This window comes from Sorangium sp. So ce887, assembly GCF_051521455.1.
Taxonomy (GTDB): domain Bacteria; phylum Myxococcota_A; class Polyangia; order Polyangiales; family Polyangiaceae; genus Sorangium.
In genome coordinates this window covers 9,921,299-9,940,071 of sequence record NZ_CP150354.1, presented here as the reverse complement: position 1 = coordinate 9,940,071, position 18,773 = coordinate 9,921,299, and the positions used below count along the sequence as shown (strand labels likewise).

The following is an 18,773-nucleotide window of genomic DNA, read 5'->3' as shown; positions in this document are numbered from 1 at the left end:
ACGTCGGCGGGTCTGGCTACTGGCTCGTGAACGAGGGACTGCTGTCGGGCGGCCCGTAACCGAGCAGCTCGCGACCGATACCGTCGCAGATCGTGGCTGTCTCGTCGACCACATGGGTGAGCGCCGCGTGGACCGAGAGCGGATCGAGCACCTCGCTCGCCCTGTCGGCGACCCACTGGTGCAAGAGGTGCAGCCGCTCCACGCTCTCGCCCCCGGGGAGCATCGCGCTCTCCGGCGGGCGGATCTCGCAGAGCCGCACGAACGCCGCGTGCACGCAGTGCCGGATCGAGCGCGGGAAGCGGGGCTCGAAGAGGAGGAACTGTGCGACCGCCTGCGCGTTCACCTGACCCTGGTTCAGCTTCATGAACGGCTCGAACCCGGAGCAGGCGCGGAGGAGCGAGAGCCAGAGCGCCGTCTCCACCACCCGGTGCTGCCTGGACTCGCCGCCCTGCGCCTGGCCGTTGCTGTCCGACGCAGGCCGCTCCCGGTTGGTCAGGGCGTGGTGGTGGACGTCGAGCGTGCGCGCGGTCTGCCCGACGCGCTCGAGCAGCACGCCGAGCCAGATGAAATCGAGCGGGCCGTCGTGGAGCATCGTGCTCTGGGTGAGTCCGAGGCAGAGCTGCGTGAGCTGCCGGACGTGCCGGTAGAAGGCGTAGCGGCTCGACCTGAACTCCTCCAGCGCCTGCTCGCTGTTCATCCAGAGGTGGAGCTCGTTGACGGTCTCCCACGCCTCGAGGCTGACGACCTCGCGGATCGAGCGCGCGTTGAAGCGCGCCGCGGAGCTCGACCTGCGGAGGCTCGTCGTGTTGTCCTCGTCGAAGCTCATGTAGCGCTGCACGAGCTCGCCGTCGGCCGCGGCGTCCTCGCCGTGCTCGGCGGCGAAGTGCTCCTTCTGGCCGGCCACGATGATGACCGGCAGCCAGCACTGCTGCTCCGAGAGCTCGGTGTCGAGCGCGAGGTTCTGCGTGACGGCGAGGATCCGGGCCACGCTCTCGGTCCGCTCGAGGTAGCGGCCGAACCAGAAACAGTGATCGGCGACACGAGAGATCACAGGGCCTCCGGGGGTTCGGATGGCGGCGGCGCGGGCGGTGGCGGCGTGCTGGGCGGGCCGTTGCTCGCGGCCCCGGGGGCCGGGTCCGCGGCGCCCACCGACGGGACCCGCGAATCGACGTCCCACGGGCCCTTCAGCACCCACGTGTCCTTCGAGCCCCCGCCCTGGCTGGAGTTGACGACGTACGAGCCGGCCACGAGCGCGACGCGCGTGAGCCCGCCCGGCAGCACCCACGGGCCGTCGCGGCCCGTCAGCACGTACGGGCGGAGGTCGAGCCGGCGCGGGACCGCGACCCGGGAGGCCGGGTCCCAGGTGGGGCTCGTCGACAGCTCGATCCGGTGCTGCGCGATGTAGCGGCGCGGCGTCGCCTCGATGCGCGCGCGGAACTCCTCCCGCTGCGCGGCGGTCGACTGCGGCCCCATGAGCATGCCGTAGCCGCCGGCCTCGTCCACCGCCTTGACGACCAGCTCGTCGAGGTGCTCGAGCACGTAGCGGCGATCGCCGTCGCGCATGCACAGGTAGGTGGGGACCTGCTCGAGGATCGGCTCCTCGCCGAGGTAGTAGCGGATCATCTCCGGCACGAAGGGGTAGACGGCCTTGTCGTCGGCCACGCCGTTGCCGGGCGCGTTCGCGAGCGCGACGTTGCCGGCGGCGTAGGCGCGCATCAGGCCGCGCACGCCGAGCAGGCTGTCGGGGCGGAAGGCCTCGGGGTCGAGGAACGCCTCGTCGATGCGGCGGTAGATGACGTGGACCCGGCGCGGGCCGCGCGTCGTGCGGGCGAAGACCTGATCCTGATCGACGAACAGGTCGGGGGCCTGCACGAGCTCCAGCCCCATCGTGCGCGCGAGGAAGCTGTGCTCGAAGTAGGCCGAGTTGTACGGCCCCGGCGTGAGCACGACCGCGCTCGTGCCGCTCGGGTCCACGGGCGAGACCGAGCGCAGCGTCTCGGCGAGGCGGGCCGGGTAATGGTCGACCCGCTGGACGCGCGCCTTGTCGAGCAGGTGCGGCAGCACGCGCTTGCTGATGAGCCGGTTCTCCAGGACGTAGGAGACGCCGGACGGGGTGCGGAGGTTGTCCTCGAGGACGCGGAAGGTCCCGGCCGGATCGCGGATGATGTCGACGCCCGCGATGTGGATGCGCACCCCGCCCGGGGGCCGCAGGCCGTGGACCTGCTTCAGGTACTGCCCCGAGCCGAGCACGAGGTCGCGGGGGATGCGCTCCTGCTGGAGGATGCGCTGGTCCCCGTAGATGTCGTCGAGGAACAGGCCGAGCGCGTGGACCCGCTGCTCGAGGCCGCGCTCCATGTGGGCCCAGTCCGCCGCGGAGAGCATCCGGGGGATGAGGCAGAGCGGGAAGATCTTCTCCGCGCCACGCTGATCCGCGTAGACCGAGAAGGTGACGCCCTGGTTGAGCAGGGCGATCTCCGCGAGCTGCTGCGCGCGCGCGAACTCGTTCGGCGCGAGCGCGCCGAGGAGCGTGGCAGTGCGCAGGAACTCGGGTCGAGGGGCGCCGCCGGGACCAAACAGCTCGTCGTAGGCGCCGGGGAGGGGAGTGTAGCCGGCGAAGAGGCCGGCACCCGGGGTCTCTAACAACACTTGCGCGAAGCTACCGCTTTCGGGCCCTCGAGGTCCATGGGCCAGTTGCGGTTTCTGGAGCGCGCTTCGGCGAGCGACGGGGGGGCTACTCGGCGCCGAGGATCTGACGCTCTCTGCAATGCGTGAGCTCGTCGACCGCGGCCAAAAACGCGTCGTAGTCGATCGGCTTGGGGAGCACGCGAGCGACACCGAGGCTCGTCGCGTCATGTTTTGAAGACGCGGATGAAACAATGACTGGTATACGCGCGGTCTTCTCGTTGTGCCGGAGCGCCGTGAGCAGGCCCCAGCCGTCCATCACCGGCATCATGATGTCGACGACGAGCAGGTCCGGCGGCGCGATCTGGTCGAGCAGCGCCAGCGCCTCCTCGCCGTTCGAGGCGCAGCGCACCTCGTAGCCGCCCTCGCTCTCCAGGATCATGCTCACGACCTCCTGGATGCTTGGCTCATCGTCGACGACCACCACGAGCTTGGCGCGGCTGTTCGGCGCGCTCGAGCGTGTTCGTACCTCTGCGTTGCGCCGCACCGTGCGACCTCCGAGCGTATCGACAAGCATGCCCATCTCCCGTGCGCGCTCTCCGGATCGAATTCCAGGGATGAACCAGAGTATCCCCCACGCTTCGGGTTCCGTCGCTGCGTGGAATCCAAGATTGGTACCTCAGGAGACTCCCGAAACCCGGCGGAGGCCCTGCTCGTGGGCATTGCGCCCGACACCGCGATCGGGCGCGCGGCGCGACCAGGACATCCGTGCCGTGCATTCGTGAAGCCCGGGCGTTCGCGGCGTGGCCGCGCGGACGTCGAAAAGTTGGCCTTTTTCCGGGGAGCGTGCCCCGGGCGACGCGCTCGGCCGGCGCCCGCGGCGCGCAGGGGGCGGTCGTCCCTCCTACTGCGGCGACCCTTCCAGCTGCGCCGTGGCGTCGTGGTAGGCGCGCGTGATGTCGGATTCGTCCAGGATGCCGACGATCTTGCCCTCGAGGTCGGTGACCAGGAGCTCGCGCACGCGGAGCTCCAGCAGCACCTGGAGCGCGCGGTGCAGGTCCGCGGTCTCGCTGACCGAGGCGGGGCTCGTCATCATGTCGTGCGCGATCGCGAGCCCCGTCAGCTCGGGGCTCGTCGCGGTGGCGCGGAGGATCTCGGCGTCGATGGTGCCGATGACCTTGCCGTCCTCGGAGAGCACCGGGAAGGTGTCCTGCCACTCGCACGCCGCGATGCGCTCGACGACGACCGCGGCGGGCGACCGCGCCTCGAACGAGACGAAAGGACGGCTGCGGATGACGACGTCGGCGACGTGGATGCTGCGGAGCACGTCGACGATGAGCTCGTCCCGGTGCGCCGGCGACTCGCGCTTCGTCGCCATCTGCGCGCGGTACAGGGTGCTGTGCCGCAGCGCCACGAAGGCGATGCCCTCGCACAGCATGAGCGGCACCAGCAGGTCGTAGCTGCCGGCGAGCTCGCAGACCATGACGAGCGAGGCGATCGGCACGTGCGCGATGCCTCCGTAGAACGTGCCCATCCCGACGAGCGCGAACGCGCCGGGGTCGATGCGCGGATCGTTGAGGAGGAGCTCCGCCGCGCGCCCGAAGGCCCCGCCCGTGAGGGCGCCGAGCACGAGCGACGGGCCGAAGTCGCCCGCGCTGCCGCCCGAGCCCACGGTGAGCGAGGTCGCGACGATCTTTGTGGCGAGCAGCACGACCAGGAGCTGTACCGCCGTCCACCCGCTCGGCATCCAGGAGGCGCCCGTGATCGCGATCTGGGCCGCGCCGTACCCCGCGCCCAGCAGCCCGAAGCCCTGCCCCGGCCGGTCGAAGCGCGGCCCGAGGAGCATGATCAGCGGGGTCACGAGCGCGCCGAGCGCGAGGCCGCCGAGCGCGGGCTTCGCCCAGATCGGCAGCTGGATCCGGTGCATCGTGTGCTCCACCGTGTGCAGCGTCCGGAGGAACAGCGTGGCCACGAGCGAGACGACGAGCGCGAGGGCGGCGTAGAGGGGGAGGTGCCCCGGGATGAACGGGTAGCGGGGCGCGTGCGCGAAGAGGGTCGACTCGCCGAAGAAGTAGATGAAGACCGAGTAGGAGACGACGCTCGCGAGGATGGAGGGCACGAGCGCGTCGGCCTCGAAGTCGTCGCGGTGCAGCACCTCGACGGCGAGGAGCGCGGCCCCGAGCGGCGTCCGGAACACGGCCGACATGCCGGCGGCGGCGCCCGCGATGAGCAGGATCCGCCGCTCGCGCGTGCCCACCCGGAGGGCGCGCCCGATGATCGAGCCGATCGCGCCGCCGATCTGCATGGTCGGCCCCTCGCGCCCGCCGGACCCGCCGCAGCCGAGCGTGAAGATCGAGGCGAGCGCCTTCACCACCGGGACGCGGCGGCGCATGCTGCCGCCCAGCTGATGGAACGCGTTGATGAAGGCGTCGCCGCCGCCGCCGCGGGTCTCGGGCGCGAGCTTCGCCGTGAGCAGCCCGCCGGCGAGGGCGCCGAGGGCCGGCAGCACGAAGACGAGCCAGGGCCGGAACGGCCCGGTGAGCGCGCCCGAGAGCACCGACTCGCCCTTCGCGCGGAGCGGCGCGTAGCCGGTGAGCGTGACGAGGAGCTCGTGCTCGGCGAGCTCGAGGGCGGCGAAGAACAGCGAGCCGGCGATGCCGGCCGTCACGCCGACGAGGATCGCGTGGAGCAGCACCCGACCGACGAGCTGGAACGCGATCAGCCCCTGCGCCCTCGGGATCGGCGTGCGCATTGCCGCCATGCGGCTCGGGCGTGAAGGGGAGTCCTCGGGCGACGACATCATGACCTCGGGGCCCAGAGCTCCCCCGCCGATGGGCCTGGCCGGAGCGGTAGCTTCCCTGATCCTCCCGCGGGCTGCTGCCTGAAATCGCCGCCGGGATCAACTCCTCCGGCGCGGACGCCCCGGCGGTCGGCTTCCGTTCGGCGCTCCCCCGCTCCATAGCGTGGGGAGGAAGCCAGTGGGGGCGCGGTCTCCGGACCCGCCCGAGCGCGGACGAGGTGGAGTCATGACGACCGATCGGAGCACCGTCGAGTACGGCACCTTCATCACCGGGGACGACAGCGTCACGATGGGCGACGCGGCGGTCCAGACGACGGACGAGAGCGTCCGCACGACCGCCGAGACCGTGGTCACGCCCGTGGTGGCGCTCGACCTGGCGGCCGAGATCCTGGCGGGCGCGCTGGGCTCGCTGATCGACGCCGACTACGTGCAGGGCAAGACGCAGTTCCGGGACGTGCTCTGCGCCCGGATCGACATCTCGCAGCTCGAGGCGGAGGAGCTCGTCGACGACATGGAGCGGTCCGGGCGGATCCGCTTCATCGGCGTGGAGGAGGGCCGGGGGTGGCACGTGCAGCAAGGGATCGGCGCGCGTTGAGCGCCGGGGCAGCGCGCCGGGAGGCCGCGCGCGCCGTGGTGTCTGCTGGAACAATTCCCCTTGCCGGCGTAGTCAAGTCATGGCCTACGTGGAGGCGCGTATGGAGGACGGTACGAAGCCGCGCAAGGCCGTGGTCCCGAGCGCGCCGCCCATTCCGCTCGTGATCGTTGCCGGCTGTCCTGCCGAGTTCGTCGCCGTGTGCCGGGAGGTGGGGGCGCGGCTCGGGGTCGCTGTGCGCGAATGCGATCTGCGCTCGCTCCGGCCGACGATCGCGGCGTCGCAGCCCTACGCGGTCCTCGTGACGGAGGACCTGTACCGGTTCGAGCCGGCGTCGTTCGATTCGATCATCCGCCAGGCGCCGGCCTCGCTGGTGCGCATCGATGCCCTGGAGGCGCACGACCCTCCGGTGCGGCGGCTCCTTATCGACGCCATCTTCGAGTCGGCGGCGGCCGAGCCGGGCAGCGGGATCCGGTCCATCTTCACCTGAAGCGGCGCCCGCTGCGGCGTGGCGGGGGGCGTCAGGGCCTGCGCTTCATGCCGGGGAGGGTGGCCTTCTCGGGCGGCGGCTCGAGGTACTCGATCTGCTCCGCCGACAGGATGCCGTACTTCGGGTTGGCCGCGGCGCCGCCGGTCGACTTCGTGAACGTCACGCCGTAGGTGCCGGTGACCTTCACCTTCGCGCCGACCGCCGGGATCGGGTTCGGCATCTCCTGACCCCAGAACTCGTCGGCGAGCTTCACCTCGGTCTCCTTGCCGCGCGGCGCCTTGTCGATCGCCTCGATCATGCTGTAGATCTGCGCGAAGTTCGAGGCCCAGCCCATCACCTCGATCATGTCCTTCGTCTCGCCCTTCTCGTCGGCGATCGCGAAGCTCGGGACCGGCGCCTTGCAGTCGGGCGGGTCGCCCTTGCCCGTCTTGTGGACGGCACAGGTCGGGGCGTCCTGGAGGTTCGTCTTGACGATGTAACCGATGATCGAGAGCTTCTTGCCGTTCACGTCCTCGAAATGGACGCGGCTCCGGAGATCGTGCGTGACGCCCCACACCGTGTAGGCGTCGCCCTGCTTCTTGTTCTTCGCGGGGAGCGTCGGCACCGCGGGCAGGGTCGGCTTCCGGCCGCTGAATGCGGGCTTGGCCTGGTAGGGCTGCTCGTCCGTTCCGCACCCTGAAGTGCCCGCGACGAGGAGGATGGCAGCGGCGAGGGTTCGACCGAATCGGACGTTCATGGCATCTCCCAAGGTCAACGTGACGGGCACATCCGGCAGGAAAGATCCAGCGCTGGAGTAGCCTCCGGACAGCGGTGCACCGCGTGCGGATCAGGCGCCTCTCGCATGCGCGCGCGGCGGCGGAAACGGCTAACACGGCCGCCAGCGGATCGTAAAGAGAAAGGGGAACGTCCCCCTCTCTTCATCGGGCGGCCATGCGGCGGCGCATCGCGGCGGTGGGCGACGTACCCCGGTCGACGCAGCCCGATCGCGAGGCCGGAAGGGGGGAGCGCGCGGAGGCGCTCAGGGCGCCCGGGAGGCGCCGCGCGCGCCCGCGAGGCGGTCCCCCGGGTTGCCTCGAAACCGCGAAGGACGCGTTTCCGCTCTTCGCGCTCGCAACATCGATCGAGTACCCTCTCCGTCCCATGCGCGAGACGACCCTGCGCGCCGCTTTCGAAGCGTCGAAGGTTTTGGTGATGATCCTCGCTGGCGGCGAAGGCCGGCGGCTCGGCCCGCTGACGCACGACCGGGCGAAGCCGGCCGTGCCGTTCGGCGGTCGCTACCGGATCATCGACATCGTCCTCTCGAACTTCGTCAACTCCGGCCTGCACCGAATCAAGATCCTCACGCAGTACAAGAGCGCGTCGTTAGACGAGCACATCGCCCGAGCCTGGCGCCTGTCGCCGATGCTCGACAGCTTCATCGAGACCGTCCCGGCGCAGCAGCGCACGGGCAAGAGCTGGTTCAAGGGGTCGGCCGACGCCGTTTACCAGACCCAGCACGTCATCACGGACGAGTCGCCCGAGCACCTCTGCATCTTCGGCGGCGACCACGTGTACAAGATGGACGTGCGCCAGATGCTGCACGATCACCTGGCGCGCGACGCCGAGGTGACGGTGGCCGCCATCCCGGTGACGAAGGAGGAGGCGCGGTCCTTCGGCGTCATCGAGTGCGACGAGGCGGGGCGCATCCTCGCCTTCCACGAGAAGGTGCAGGATCCGCCGAGCATGCCGGGCAGGCCGGGCATGTGCCTCGCGTCGATGGGCAACTACATCTTCAAGACGCCGGCGCTGCTCGACGTCCTCGAGCAGGACGCCGCGACCGAGGACAGCGCGCACGATTTCGGGCGCGACATCATCCCGCGGATGGTGCAGAGCGGCAGCCGCGTCTACGTCTACGATTTCCACGAGAACCGCGTCCCCGGCGAGGACGAGGGCGCGGGGTACTGGCGCGACATCGGGACGATCGACGCGTACTGGGCGGCCCAGATGGATCTCGTCAGCATCCAGCCGGCGTTCAACTTCTACAACCCGCGCTGGCCGATCCGGACGGGCATCAGCCACGATCCGCCCGCCAAGTTCGTCTTCCGCGACGAGGCGAACGCGCGCGTCGGCATCGCGACCGACAGCCTGGTCTCGCTCGGGTGCATCATCTCCGGCGGCCGGATCCACCGGAGCGTGCTCTCGAACCGGGTCCGCGTGAACTCCTTCAGCCACATCGAGGAGTGCGTGCTGTTCGAGGACGTGAAGATCGGGCGCCACGTCAAGCTCCGCCGCTGCATCATCGACAAGGACGTCGAGATCCCCGCCGGCGCCGAGATCGGCTTCAACCTCGAGGAGGACCGCAAGAAGTGGTTCGTCAGCGAGGGCGGGATCGTCGTCATCCCGAAGCGCGCGAAGATCGACTCTCCGTAACGCGCCTGACCGGGGCCGCCGGCGCGCCACGCCGCGCCGGGCCCCGCCGCCCAGCCTGCCCGCCCGCCCGCCCGGCAGCGACGGTGGAGGTCGGTGGGGCATTTCCAAATATCCGCAATTACAGGAAAAATGCCGCTCGTGGCGCCCGGCTCCGGTGCGCGCCTCCGCTGGACGAGGGGCGCCGCGGCCCTGCCGTGCTCGGGGGGTTCGGGGGCCTGGAGAGCCCCCTCGACCGGGCGTCCCTGCTACGTTGGGTGTGCGATGCCGCGCACGATCCTCATCGGTGACGTCCACGGCTGCCGGGATGAGCTGGCGCGGCTGATCGAGCACGTCGGCTTCGCGTCGGGCGATCGGGTGGTCATGGTCGGGGACATGATCGTGCGCGGTCCGGATCCGTGCGGAACGCTCGATCTGCTCCGGGAGATCGGCGCGATCTCGGTGCGGGGCAACCACGAGGATCGGCTGCTCCGGTGGCGCGCCGGGCGCAGCGATCCTCGCGGCGAGCCGCTGGGGGAGCTCTCGAAGGAGACCGCGCAGCAGCTGCGCAAGCGCGACTGGGCCTGGCTCGAGACGCTGCCGTACTGGCTGGATCTGCCGGAGCACGGGCTCCGCGTCGTCCATGCGGGGCTGATCCCCGGGCTGCCGATCGAGCGGCAAGATCCGCACACGTTGATGTACGTGCGCTGTCTCGGCCGCTACGGCGAGCCGGTCGAGCGTCGCGGGGGCAAAACGCTGTGGGGCCAGACCTACCAGGGGCCGCCGCACGTAGTGTTCGGCCACAACGCGCGCAACGAGCCGCAGATGCACGCGTGGGCGACAGGGATCGACACGGGCGCCGTCTACGGGGGGCGCCTCACCGCGATGGTGCTCCACGACGGCGAGCGCGTTCCGCCGCCGCCGGCGCGCTCCGAGGTGCTCGTCTCGGTCCCGGCGCGCCGCCGCTACGTGGGGCGGTAGAAATGCTCCGTGTCCTCCAGCGCTTCCGCGCGATCGACGGCCCCGCCGCGCGGGATCTTCGTTAGGCTCCCGGCCGCGCCGCCGCCGCTCTTCAGGCCGGCGGCACGTCACGGAGCAAGCCAGGTGGAGCCTCGATACCCGTTCGTTGCAGTCGATGTCCCCGAGCCGGAGGCCGACGAGATCGGCGCCGCGCTCTTCGAGCTGGGCGCCACCGGCGTCGAGCAGCGCGACGAGCAGACGCTCGTGCGCGGCGCGCGCTCGGGCCAGGTGACGCTCGTCGCGAGCTTCGAGGATCACGGCGAGGCGGAGGCGGCGATCGCGGCGCTCGGGGAGCTCTCGCCGCCGCTCGTCGCGCGGCTCGAGGAGGTGGTGGGCGACGCCTGGCGCGACGCGTGGAAGGAGCACTTCGCGCCGTTCGCGCTGACGCCCACGATCACGGTCGTGCCGCCGTGGATCGAGCGCGGGGCGCCGCGCGAGGGCGAGCGGGTGCTCCTGCTCGAGCCGGGGAGGGCGTTCGGCACGGGCCTCCACGCGACGACCGCGCTCGTCGCGGAGCTGCTCGACGAGCACGCGGCCGAGCTCCGCGGCCGCGAGATCCTCGACGTGGGCACGGGCAGCGGCATCCTCGCGCTGGTCGCGCTGCTGCTCGGGGCGGAGCGGGCGGTCGCGATCGACAACGACGACGACGTGATCGAGGTGGTCCTCGAGAACGCGGCGCGCAACGGCCTCGAGGGCCGCATCGCGGCGAGCGCCGGCGTCGTCGAGCAGGTGACGCGGCAGTTCCCGTGGGTGGTCGCGAACATCGAGGCGCGGGTGCTCCGGCCGCTGGCGCCCGAGCTCGCGCGCGTGCTCGCGCCGGGCGGCTGGCTGATCCTGTCGGGCATCCTCGAGGGCGAGCGGGACGATCTCGTGGCGCGGTACACCTCGCTGCCGCGCCCGCTCGCGCACATCGCGACCCGGCCGGATCCCGCGTCGCCGCGCGGCGATCGTGGGGCGACGCGGGGCGACGCGGGCGGCGAGGGCTGGGTGGCGCTCCTGTTCCGCGCGCCGGACGGCGCGGCGTCCGCGTCGGGATGAGCGGCCCGGGGATCCTGCGGGTGCCGCTCGGGTCGATCGCGGCGGGTGTGATCGCGCTGCCGCCGGAGGCGGCGAGCTACATCGTGCGGGTGCACCGCCTCCGCGAGGGGGATCGGTTCGTCGTGTTCGACCCGGAGCTCGGGGTCGAGGCGGACGCCACGCTCGAGTCGATCGGCCGCCGGAGCGCGGAGGCGCGCATCGACGCGCTCCGCCCGGCCGCGGTGCGGCCCGGCCGGCGGGTGACGTGGATCCAGGCGGTCGGCAAGGGCGACAAGATGGATGCGGTGGTGCGCGACGCGACCGAGCTCGGGGCGACGCGGATCATCCCGGCGATCTCGGCGCGCAGCGTGGCGCGGCCGGGCGAGGACAGGAGCCAGCGCTGGCGCCGGATCGCGGTCGAGGCGGCGCGCCAGTGCGGCCGCGGGGACGCGCCGCGGGTGGACGCGCCGATGAGCCTCGCGGCGGCGCTCGCGGAGGCGCGGGCGGCGGAGGGGGGCGCGCTGGGGATGTGCCTGGATCCCTACGCGGAGACGCCGCTCGGCGCGCGGCTCGCCGCGCTCTTGCCGGGCGTGGAGGCGGCGTTCGCTGTCGGTCCGGAGGGCGGGTTCACGCCGGAGGAGCTCGGCGTGTGCGCGGCGCTCGGGTTCGAGCGCGTGCGCCTCGGCGCGCTGACGCTGCGCACCGAGACGGTGTGCGCGGCGGCGCTCGGGGCGCTGATCGCGGTGAGCGACGCGCGGGCGGGGTGATGGGCTGGCCTTCGGCGAGCGGCGCGCTGGGCGGCCCTGGCCTTCGCGCCAGGGGGCCGTCCGCTGGATCGGCCGCGCGGCGGATCGCGGGACGGCTCACCGCGATCGTTGCCCTCGTCGTCTCGTGCGCGTGCAACAGCGCGGCAGACGCTCCGAGGAGCGGGCGCGCGCTCGTGCGTGACGGGGGCGCGCCCGGCCCTGCGGAGCCCGGCCCGGCGCCGCCGCCGATCCCGACCGCCGCCGCGGCCACGAGCGCGCAGGCCGAGCAGGCGCCGTGGCCTCGAGCGCGCCCGCCGCGCGTCGAGACGGACTGGTGCATCGACGGCGTCGACGCGCTCGACGAGGAGACCTGTTACGTGCTGCCCGACGCGCCGACGCGCGCGCTGCTCATCTACCTCCACGGGATCGTCCCGCCGGGGAAGGAGAGCCAGCAGAAGACCCACTTCGAGACGGTCGTGTCGCGCGCGTCCCGGCGAGCGGGCGTCGCCGCCCTGATGCCGCGCGGCAAGGTCGGCCTCGCGCCCAAGGACTATGCGAGCTGGTGGGGCTGGCCGACGGGCGGCGCCGCGTACGAGAAGCACGCCGCCGCGTTCGTGGCGGCGTTCGCGGAGAAGCGGCGCAAGCTCGAGGAGATCGCCGGCGTCTCGTTCTCGCGGGTGGTCGTCGCCGGCTCGTCGTCGGGCGCGTTCTTCGCCGCGGCGCTCGCGCTGCGCGGCGGCATCGACGCCGACGGCTTCGGCGCGATGTCCGGCGGCGGAGGCCAGGCGACGCCCGAGCTCGCGACGCTGGCGCCCAGGCCGTTCTACATCGGCTTCGGCGCCCACGACTCGGTGGGAAGATCGGCCCGCGCCCTCGCCGGCGTCCTGCGCGGCGCGGGCTGGCCCGTGCGCGTCGCCGAGCACCCGGTCGGCCACGGGGCGAAGGAGATCTACCTGGACGAGGCGTTCGCCTTCTGGCGCGAGCACGACGCGCGCTAGGCGGAGGTCGCCGAGCGTGCACGCCGGCGATTCGCAGGGAGGGCAGTCGGGCCCCCCGCGGTCCCGAGCCCTCCTCGGGCCCGCTCCAGATGCCGTCGCCGCACCTCTCGGCGCGTGTCGGGCGGCTACGTGCCCGCAGCCTGGATCGCGAGGACCTCGAGCGTCCAGTGCCCGTCGTGCTTGACGTCCTGGCTGACGGGCGAGAGCTTGCCGATCACATCGTAGTGGCCGGGGCTCATACCGCACTTGTGCTCGCAGTCCATGCTGGCGGCACACGACAGCCGAGCGCCGTTGCGGAGCGGTGTGACACTCCCGCTGCTCGAGGTGAAGGCCAGGAATCCGGCCGTGCATTTGTTGCAGCATTCGCCAGATGGGCAATCCATTTTCGTGCAGGTCTTTAGCGGGAACAAGTAGCGGGCGCGGATACCCACCCAGCGCCCCTGCCAGCGTTCGCGATCGTGCAGGGCCTCGAAGTCGAGCGGCGCCACGCAGCGAGCCACGTCGCCCACGACCATGCACTCGAGGCCGCCGTCGCAGCGACCGCAGGCGGCAGCTGCGCTCGCGCCGGCCTCGGATCGCCCTGCGCCGTCCGCCGGGCTCGTCGCCGCGGCCCTCTCCTGCACAAGGTCAAGGAGAATTACATTCATCGTCGATAGCGCCGCCGATGAATGATGCCCGCGCGTAACTACGACACTGGGAGCGCAGCGCGCGCCGTGCGTGGCGCGGCCTTGCGCCTTCAGGACGTGGGCCGAACCTGGACGAGAGGCGTTGACGCAAGCAGGGCCGCGCCGGACGTCACGACCGGCGCGGCCCGCCGCCTTCACCCGATCACGGCAGCACTGCGCGCCTCGGGCACTCGCCGTCGCCCTGGAAGTCGCCGAGCGTGCGCGCCTGCGCGACCACGTAGTCGTACGCGGTCTCGAGCTCCCCGATCGCGCCGGCGAGGTTGTACTCCTGGCCGAAGACGTCGGCGACCTTCACCTGCTCGAGCTCCTCGATCGTCGTCTCGCCGTCTCCGTCGAGATCGCAGTCGGCGATGTACTGCGCGTAGCGCTTCGTGAGCTCCACGCCTGCGGTGATGTTGTTGAAGAACCAGTGATCGCCGTGGATGGTCGGCTTCACAGCGATCGTGCCGCCCGTCGGCACGCTGAACCCGGGCAGCTCGTCCTCGGTCGCGCAGTCGTCGAACGACGTGCCGGCCGAGAGACCCCAGCTGAAGCGCACCTCCTCCGCGGGGACGCACTCGCCGTCCGGCGGGCACGACTCGCCCCCCTCCTTCTCGATGGAGCCCTCGAAGAACACCGAGTAGCCGTTATCGACCATGAGGGCCACGTCGTCCTCGGTGGTGGGCGAGAGCGTCTTCACCCCCTCCCGCGCGTTCGGGAGATCGAAGCCGAAGCGATCCCAGCGCGCCGCGCTCGCGCCCTCGAACTCGGCGATCACATACCTCGTGGCCGGAGCGTTCTTGAGGTCGAGGACGAACACCGACGGATCGCTCAGCGTCGCCTGCGGCGCGTCCGAGCGCGCCGCGCGCACATTGCCGATGGTCACGAGGAATCGATCGTAGGTGACCTTCCAGCCGTCCGCGATGTTCTCCTCCCCCGTGCCCGGCTCGAGGCCCTCGGGGATCGTGTCCTCCGGCTCCACGAAGATCTGCACGGTGCCGGTCCCGGACCCCGCGCCGTCGTCGTCACCACCACAACCCGCGACCAGCGCGAGCGCGCACGCCGCGACCGCGATCCTTGCCTGTCCGATGCTCTGCATGATCCTGCTCCTCACTCGTTGGAAGTCCGAACGGGCGCGCACGGGCGCGCCCGGCGAGCGCAGCCCCGCGCGTCTCGCGCGCCCCGCGCCCGCATCACCCTGTCGCCTCGCCGATCAGGCGGCGGGCGGAGAGCTCTTCGGCGCCAGGATCAGCAAGGGGATCGGGCGGACCTCCGGCGAGGGCCGGAGCGCGTCGAGGCAGAGCACCCCGAGCAGGGTGGCCTCGCCCACGCGATGAACGGGCGCGCCGAGCTGGCCGCACCGCGCGAACGCGTCGCAGTGATCGTCGTCGAGGTGGCGCTGGCGCAGCGCGTCCTGCGCGGCGACCCCCTCTCCGGGGCCGGGCGCCCGGCCCTCGAGCTGCTGGGGCGCCGCGGCCACGGCGGGCGGCGCGGCGCGCGCGACACCGGTAGCGCGGGCGGCGCCGGCAGCGTGCGTGTGGCCGCCGTGACCGGCGTCGACCAGCGCGCCGACGTGGACCAGCTCGCCGTGCTCGCAGCGGTCGTGCCGGACGAGCAGCGCGTGCGTCAGGCCGCACAGCTGCGCGAGCAGCGCGAGCAGCACAAGCCACCGCGCGCTCCAGCCCGCGCGAGCGCGCGCTTGTCGCGGGAGCGGCCGCCGCGCCGGCACGCGCGCCCTCGCGCCCGCGCCGCGGCGGCCCCTCACGGCGACCCCGACCAGACGAGCTCCGGCGGCTCCTGCGCCGTCATCGCGATCACCAGCGCGTTGTGCGCGCGCGACCCCGGCGCGATCACCGCCCTGGTCGTTCCGCCCGCGCCGCCTGCGCCCTCGCCCTGCTCGCCGCCTGCGCCATCGCCGCCTGCGCCATCGCCGCCTGCGCCATCGCTCCCGGCCTCCTCGGCCAGCGCGTCGAAGTCGATCCGCGCGACCCACGCCCCCACGTCGAAGCGGACCGCGAGGCGCACCGGCTCGGCGCCGACGGTCGCCGCGGCCGCGACGCTCGGGACCGCGCGCTGCCCCTGGAACTGCGGCAGCGCGTCGACGTCGGCCACGAAGTCGAGCGCCTCCGCCCCCCGCGTCGCGCGCCCGCGCAGGTGCGCCGAGTGCCCGCCGGGCGCCTCGGGCGACCGCACCGGCGCCGACTCGGTCAGGAACCAGTGGATCCCGTAGTCGAACGACGCGCTCCGGATCTCCCCCTCGAAGCCGCGGACCCGGCCGAGCCGCTGCGCCCCCGGATCGAGCAGGTCGACGCGCACGATCGAGAGCAGCTCGGCGATCGCGGTGCCGCAGAGCGTCGCCGAGCCGGACTCCGCCGCGCAGAGCTGGACCGGCCCGAAGGCGACCGACGCCTCGTCGAGCACGACCGTCCAGGCGCCGGCGGCGATCTCTCCGGGCGGCGCGGCCTCGGCGTATGCGAGGTACGAGACCTCCGGCTGGCCGGTGCCGGCGCAGCCGAGCGCCGGCGCCGCGGAGAGCGCGAGGGCGAGCAAGCAGCGGGCGGCCGGGCGGTCGTTGCGAGCGTTGCGAGCGTTCATAGCGAGAGCGTCACGTTGCCGAGGACCGTGAGCGGCGGCCCCGCGCTGATGTGCCGGGCTGGCAGCGCCGACGGCAACGGGGTGGTCTGCCAGCTCGAGACGAACGAGTACTCGGTGTCCGCATGCTCGGCGTCGAGCAGGTTCTGCGCCTCCACGCCGACCTCGATCCACGGGCCCTCCTGCGCGGGATCGCCGCCCGCGCGGAGGCTCCGGCGGAGCGAGAGCGACGCGTCCATCACGAGGAGCGGCGCCGCGGTCTGCGCGTACGGCAGCGGCCGCGCCGAGAGGAACGTCGCGCCGTAGCCGAGCCGCCCCACGATCGGCCGGCCGGCGATCGTGACGAGCGGCCGCTTCACCGAGAGGTCGGCCCGCACCACCACGGGCGGCACGAACGGCAGCTGCTGCCCCTCGACGTACGGCGGCGTCGGGTTCTCGGGCGTCGGCGGGGGCGGCGCGTCCAGCGTGGCGTGGGCGAGCGTCGCGCTCACGCCCGCGGTCAGCATCGGGCTCGGCGCCGCCTGCAAGTAGACGACGAGCCCGCGGCGGGTCGTCGGGCCGATGCGCGCGAGGCCGCCCTCCGCCGCGTCGAACGCGAGGTCGTAGGAGAGGCGCGTCTCGTAGGCGGCCGCGGTCGCGCTGAGGCCGCCGCCCGGACGCAGCGTCGCGCCGACCTCGTAGCTCTTCACGGTCGCGAACGGCGCGTTCTCGCCCTCCTCGAGCTGCCGCGCCTGCGGGGAGCGGTAGCCGTGGCCGTACGCTGCGGAGAGGCGCAGCTCGGGCAGCGGGTCGACCTCCAGCGTGGCCCGCGGGCCGAACGCGACGCCCGCCGCCGTGCGCCGGAACCCCTCGATGTGCGTCTCCTTCTGGAACGCCGGGATGAAGTTGCCGAGGCGGTCATCCACGTCGAAGACGAGCACGTCGGCGCGGGCGCCGCCGCGCAGGCGCGCCCAGCGCGACAGCTCGAGCAGCGCGTCGCCGTGGACGCCGATCCCGGTCAGCTGGATCGACGCGTCGACGCGCCGGTCCCACGTCTCGTTCTGCGGCGGCTGGAGGAGGTTCTGCGCCTGATCGATGGCGTCGGTCTGCACCTCGGCCCCGACGGCGACCTGGCCGGTGAGCCACGAGGCGAGCGGGATCCGCGGCGTGCGGTAGGCGAGGCCCCCGCCGAGCGCGACGTCCTGGTTCGACTGCTCGACGAGATCGCCGCGGCCGGCCCACGCGGGCCGCACGCGCGAGCGCTGCGTGTAGCCGGTGAAGTTCATCCGGCTCCGGTACCCGGACGTCATCGCCCAGAGCCAGGCGCTCTTCTGGGAGCCGTCGTCGTCCGCCCGCTCCGCGAGGAGCCCGAGCTGGAGCCGGGTCGACGCGGCCGACTGCGAGCGGGCCGACGGATCGCGGTAGGCGTCGTAGAAGCCGACGCGCCCCGCCGCGATGTCGTCCCGCCGGAGCACGCCCGCGAGGTTCGCGCGGCTGCCGTGGGCCGCCACGTGGAGCAGCAGCGAGAACTCGTCCGGCAGGTACATCCGGTACTGGCCCACGGCCGCGCCCGAGATCGCCCCGCGCGTGCCGTCGCCGAAGCCGTCCGTCGTGCGCACCGCGGCGGCCCCGAACGTGTCCTCCGACTGCGCCTCCGGCGCCCAGATCGCGAGCAGCCGCCGCGTGTTGAACGAGCCGAGCGTGCCCTTGAGCAGGAGCCCGCGCTCCTCGACGCCGAGGTCGAAGGTCGCGCTGCCCGCGACAGCGAAGTCGCCCTGCTGCGGATCGTAGACGCCCTCGACGACGCGGAGCGACCGCACCACCTCCGGGATGACCACGTTGAGGTCCGCGTAGCCCTGGCCGTGCACGTGCGAGCGCTGGTTCAGCGGGATCGGCCCGACCCGGAGCTCGATGTCCTGGCCGTGCTCCGCGTCGAAGCCGCGGAGGAAGATGCGCTGCGCGACCGCCTCGCCCTCGGGGTGCGCGACGTGGACGCCGGGCGCCGTGCGGAGCAGGTCGGCGGCGGACGCGTGCGGCGCGGCGGTGAGCGCCGCGCGGCCGATCCGGAAGTCGCTCGACGCGCGCCGCGGCGGGTTCGGGCGGCCCTGCACGTGGATCTCGATCGGCTTGCCAGGCTCGGCCACGGCGTGCGGGCCCGCGACGCCCCCGGCGAACTCCACCGGCTTCGGCGGCGCGGGCGGCGGGGCGGCCTCCGGCCGATCGGGCCTCGCCGGCGGCGGCTCGGGCTGCTCCTCGTGGGGGCCGGGCGCGAAATGGAACGGCACCCGGATCCGCGCCCGCACCGGCGCGCCGCCGCGCAGGGCCGGCGAGAAGCGCCACCGCCGCACGGCCTTCATGGCCGCCTCGTCGAACCCCGCGCCGCCGGACTCGGCCACGACAGCGTCGCTGACGGTGCCGTCCTTCTCGACCGTGACGAACAGCGTGACCGTCGTGTCGACGCCCTCGGCGAGCCGCTCGGGCGGGTACACAGGGTCCACGTGCTCGAGGATCTGCGGCGCCACGGCCGCGTCCGGCGGTGGCCCGGGCTGCGCGAGCGCCGCCGGCGCGGCGAGCGCGACGAGCGCGCTGGCCGAGAGGCAGCACGCGAGCAGAAAGCGCCCCCGCGGCGCGACGGAGCCCTCCCGGGCGCGGGCAGCGTCCTCCCTCACGACTCCGGAGGCGGACGCGCGCGGCGCGCCTGCGCGAGGCGCCGGCGGCCCTGTTTCTCGTCCAGAAGCGCGCATGGGCAACTGAGCCCCAGGCGACTACCACGGCGCACAGCGGTGCCGCAAGCGACGCACCGCTGCATCTCGCGGCCTGGAGCGCCCGCGAGCGACGGCGACAGAAGCGCGCGCGGCGCGAACGAC

Annotated in this window: 17 protein-coding genes; 7 read left to right on the top strand and 10 right to left on the bottom strand. The window is 73.0% G+C overall.

Translation table 11 applies throughout. The features are described 5' to 3' along the window. Positions 1 to 16 precede the first annotated feature (16 nt). The 4 genes from WMF36_RS37205 to WMF36_RS37190 form a co-directional block, all read right to left on the bottom strand. The gene (locus WMF36_RS37205; RefSeq protein ID WP_437575563.1) at positions 17 to 1,051 is read right to left on the bottom strand and encodes an alpha-E domain-containing protein; all 1,035 of its coding nucleotides are present in this window, start codon (positions 1,049 to 1,051) and stop codon (positions 17 to 19) included. After that, complete coding sequence (locus WMF36_RS37200; RefSeq protein WP_437575562.1) at positions 1,048 to 2,646, bottom strand: circularly permuted type 2 ATP-grasp protein; 1,599 nt, start codon at positions 2,644 to 2,646, stop codon at positions 1,048 to 1,050. The genes WMF36_RS37205 and WMF36_RS37200 overlap by 4 nt, the downstream gene beginning before the upstream one ends. Before the next feature lie 85 nt (positions 2,647 to 2,731). Then, a complete protein-coding gene (locus WMF36_RS37195) occupies positions 2,732 to 3,199 on the bottom strand; it encodes a response regulator (RefSeq protein WP_020740151.1) in 468 nt (155 codons plus the stop codon). Positions 3,200 to 3,526: 327 nt separating this feature from the next. Next, positions 3,527 to 5,374, bottom strand: a complete 1,848-nt coding sequence (locus tag WMF36_RS37190; RefSeq protein ID WP_437575561.1) for a chloride channel protein — start codon at positions 5,372 to 5,374, stop codon at positions 3,527 to 3,529. Positions 5,375 to 5,648: 274 nt separating this feature from the next. On the opposite strand from WMF36_RS37190, the gene WMF36_RS37185 reads away from it, so the two are divergent. Further along, positions 5,649 to 6,017, top strand: coding sequence for a hypothetical protein (locus WMF36_RS37185; protein WP_437575560.1), 369 nt, complete (start codon positions 5,649 to 5,651; stop codon positions 6,015 to 6,017). Between the two features lie 100 nt (positions 6,018 to 6,117). Continuing rightward, a complete protein-coding gene (locus WMF36_RS37180; protein ID WP_437575559.1) occupies positions 6,118 to 6,504 on the top strand; it encodes a hypothetical protein in 387 nt (128 codons plus the stop codon). A 31-nt stretch (positions 6,505 to 6,535) separates the two neighbouring features. Here WMF36_RS37180 and WMF36_RS37175 read toward each other — a convergent pair whose 3' ends face one another. Next, entirely contained in the window at positions 6,536 to 7,240 is a 705-nt protein-coding gene (locus WMF36_RS37175) for a hypothetical protein (RefSeq protein ID WP_437575558.1), read from the bottom strand. A 404-nt stretch (positions 7,241 to 7,644) separates the two neighbouring features. On the opposite strand from WMF36_RS37175, the gene glgC reads away from it, so the two are divergent. The 5 genes from glgC (at position 7,645) to WMF36_RS37150 (ending at position 12,670) form a co-directional block, all read left to right on the top strand. After that, positions 7,645 to 8,913, top strand: coding sequence for a glucose-1-phosphate adenylyltransferase (glgC, locus tag WMF36_RS37170; protein WP_437480922.1), 1,269 nt, complete (start codon positions 7,645 to 7,647; stop codon positions 8,911 to 8,913). Positions 8,914 to 9,174: 261 nt separating this feature from the next. Continuing rightward, the gene (locus WMF36_RS37165; RefSeq protein ID WP_437480919.1) at positions 9,175 to 9,870 is read left to right on the top strand and encodes a metallophosphoesterase; all 696 of its coding nucleotides are present in this window, start codon (positions 9,175 to 9,177) and stop codon (positions 9,868 to 9,870) included. Positions 9,871 to 9,993: 123 nt separating this feature from the next. Further along, the gene (locus WMF36_RS37160; RefSeq protein ID WP_437575556.1) at positions 9,994 to 10,947 is read left to right on the top strand and encodes a 50S ribosomal protein L11 methyltransferase; all 954 of its coding nucleotides are present in this window, start codon (positions 9,994 to 9,996) and stop codon (positions 10,945 to 10,947) included. Further along, entirely contained in the window at positions 10,944 to 11,693 is a 750-nt protein-coding gene (locus WMF36_RS37155; RefSeq protein WP_437575555.1) for an RsmE family RNA methyltransferase, read from the top strand. The genes WMF36_RS37160 and WMF36_RS37155 overlap by 4 nt, the downstream gene beginning before the upstream one ends. A gap of 173 nt (positions 11,694 to 11,866) precedes the next feature. Continuing rightward, complete coding sequence (locus WMF36_RS37150; RefSeq protein ID WP_437575554.1) at positions 11,867 to 12,670, top strand: hypothetical protein; 804 nt, start codon at positions 11,867 to 11,869, stop codon at positions 12,668 to 12,670. A 125-nt stretch (positions 12,671 to 12,795) separates the two neighbouring features. Here WMF36_RS37150 and WMF36_RS37145 read toward each other — a convergent pair whose 3' ends face one another. The 5 genes from WMF36_RS37145 to WMF36_RS37125 form a co-directional block, all read right to left on the bottom strand. Next, entirely contained in the window at positions 12,796 to 13,317 is a 522-nt protein-coding gene (locus WMF36_RS37145; protein WP_437575553.1) for a hypothetical protein, read from the bottom strand. A gap of 181 nt (positions 13,318 to 13,498) precedes the next feature. After that, positions 13,499 to 14,434, bottom strand: coding sequence for a hypothetical protein (locus WMF36_RS37140; RefSeq protein ID WP_437575552.1), 936 nt, complete (start codon positions 14,432 to 14,434; stop codon positions 13,499 to 13,501). A gap of 114 nt (positions 14,435 to 14,548) precedes the next feature. Beyond that, complete coding sequence (locus tag WMF36_RS37135) at positions 14,549 to 15,100, bottom strand: hypothetical protein (protein WP_437575551.1); 552 nt, start codon at positions 15,098 to 15,100, stop codon at positions 14,549 to 14,551. Beyond that, positions 15,097 to 15,930: a hypothetical protein gene (locus WMF36_RS37130; RefSeq protein WP_437575550.1), complete on the bottom strand. Its 834-nt coding sequence runs from the start codon at positions 15,928 to 15,930 to the stop codon at positions 15,097 to 15,099. Before WMF36_RS37130 ends, WMF36_RS37135 begins: the two co-directional genes overlap by 4 nt. Next, positions 15,927 to 18,575 carry a TonB family protein gene (locus tag WMF36_RS37125; RefSeq protein ID WP_437575549.1) on the bottom strand — a complete coding sequence of 883 codons (2,649 nt, stop codon included), beginning with the start codon at positions 18,573 to 18,575 and terminating at the stop codon, positions 15,927 to 15,929. The genes WMF36_RS37130 and WMF36_RS37125 overlap by 4 nt, the downstream gene beginning before the upstream one ends. Positions 18,576 to 18,773: the final 198 nt, after the last annotated feature.

Coding starts and splice junctions, on each gene's coding strand:
- WMF36_RS37195 (WP_020740151.1), bottom strand. CDS start 3,199: ATGCTTGTCGATACGCTCGGAGGTCGCACGGTGCGGCGCAACGCAGAG.
- WMF36_RS37190 (WP_437575561.1), bottom strand. CDS start 5,374: ATGCGCACGCCGATCCCGAGGGCGCAGGGGCTGATCGCGTTCCAGCTC.
- glgC (WP_437480922.1), top strand. CDS start 7,645: ATGCGCGAGACGACCCTGCGCGCCGCTTTCGAAGCGTCGAAGGTTTTG.
- WMF36_RS37180 (WP_437575559.1), top strand. CDS start 6,118: ATGGAGGACGGTACGAAGCCGCGCAAGGCCGTGGTCCCGAGCGCGCCG.
- WMF36_RS37165 (WP_437480919.1), top strand. CDS start 9,175: ATGCCGCGCACGATCCTCATCGGTGACGTCCACGGCTGCCGGGATGAG.
- WMF36_RS37185 (WP_437575560.1), top strand. CDS start 5,649: ATGACGACCGATCGGAGCACCGTCGAGTACGGCACCTTCATCACCGGG.
- WMF36_RS37175 (WP_437575558.1), bottom strand. CDS start 7,240: ATGAACGTCCGATTCGGTCGAACCCTCGCCGCTGCCATCCTCCTCGTC.
- WMF36_RS37140 (WP_437575552.1), bottom strand. CDS start 14,434: ATGCAGAGCATCGGACAGGCAAGGATCGCGGTCGCGGCGTGCGCGCTC.
- WMF36_RS37130 (WP_437575550.1), bottom strand. CDS start 15,930: ATGAACGCTCGCAACGCTCGCAACGACCGCCCGGCCGCCCGCTGCTTG.
- WMF36_RS37145 (WP_437575553.1), bottom strand. CDS start 13,317: ATGAATGTAATTCTCCTTGACCTTGTGCAGGAGAGGGCCGCGGCGACG.
- WMF36_RS37155 (WP_437575555.1), top strand. CDS start 10,944: ATGAGCGGCCCGGGGATCCTGCGGGTGCCGCTCGGGTCGATCGCGGCG.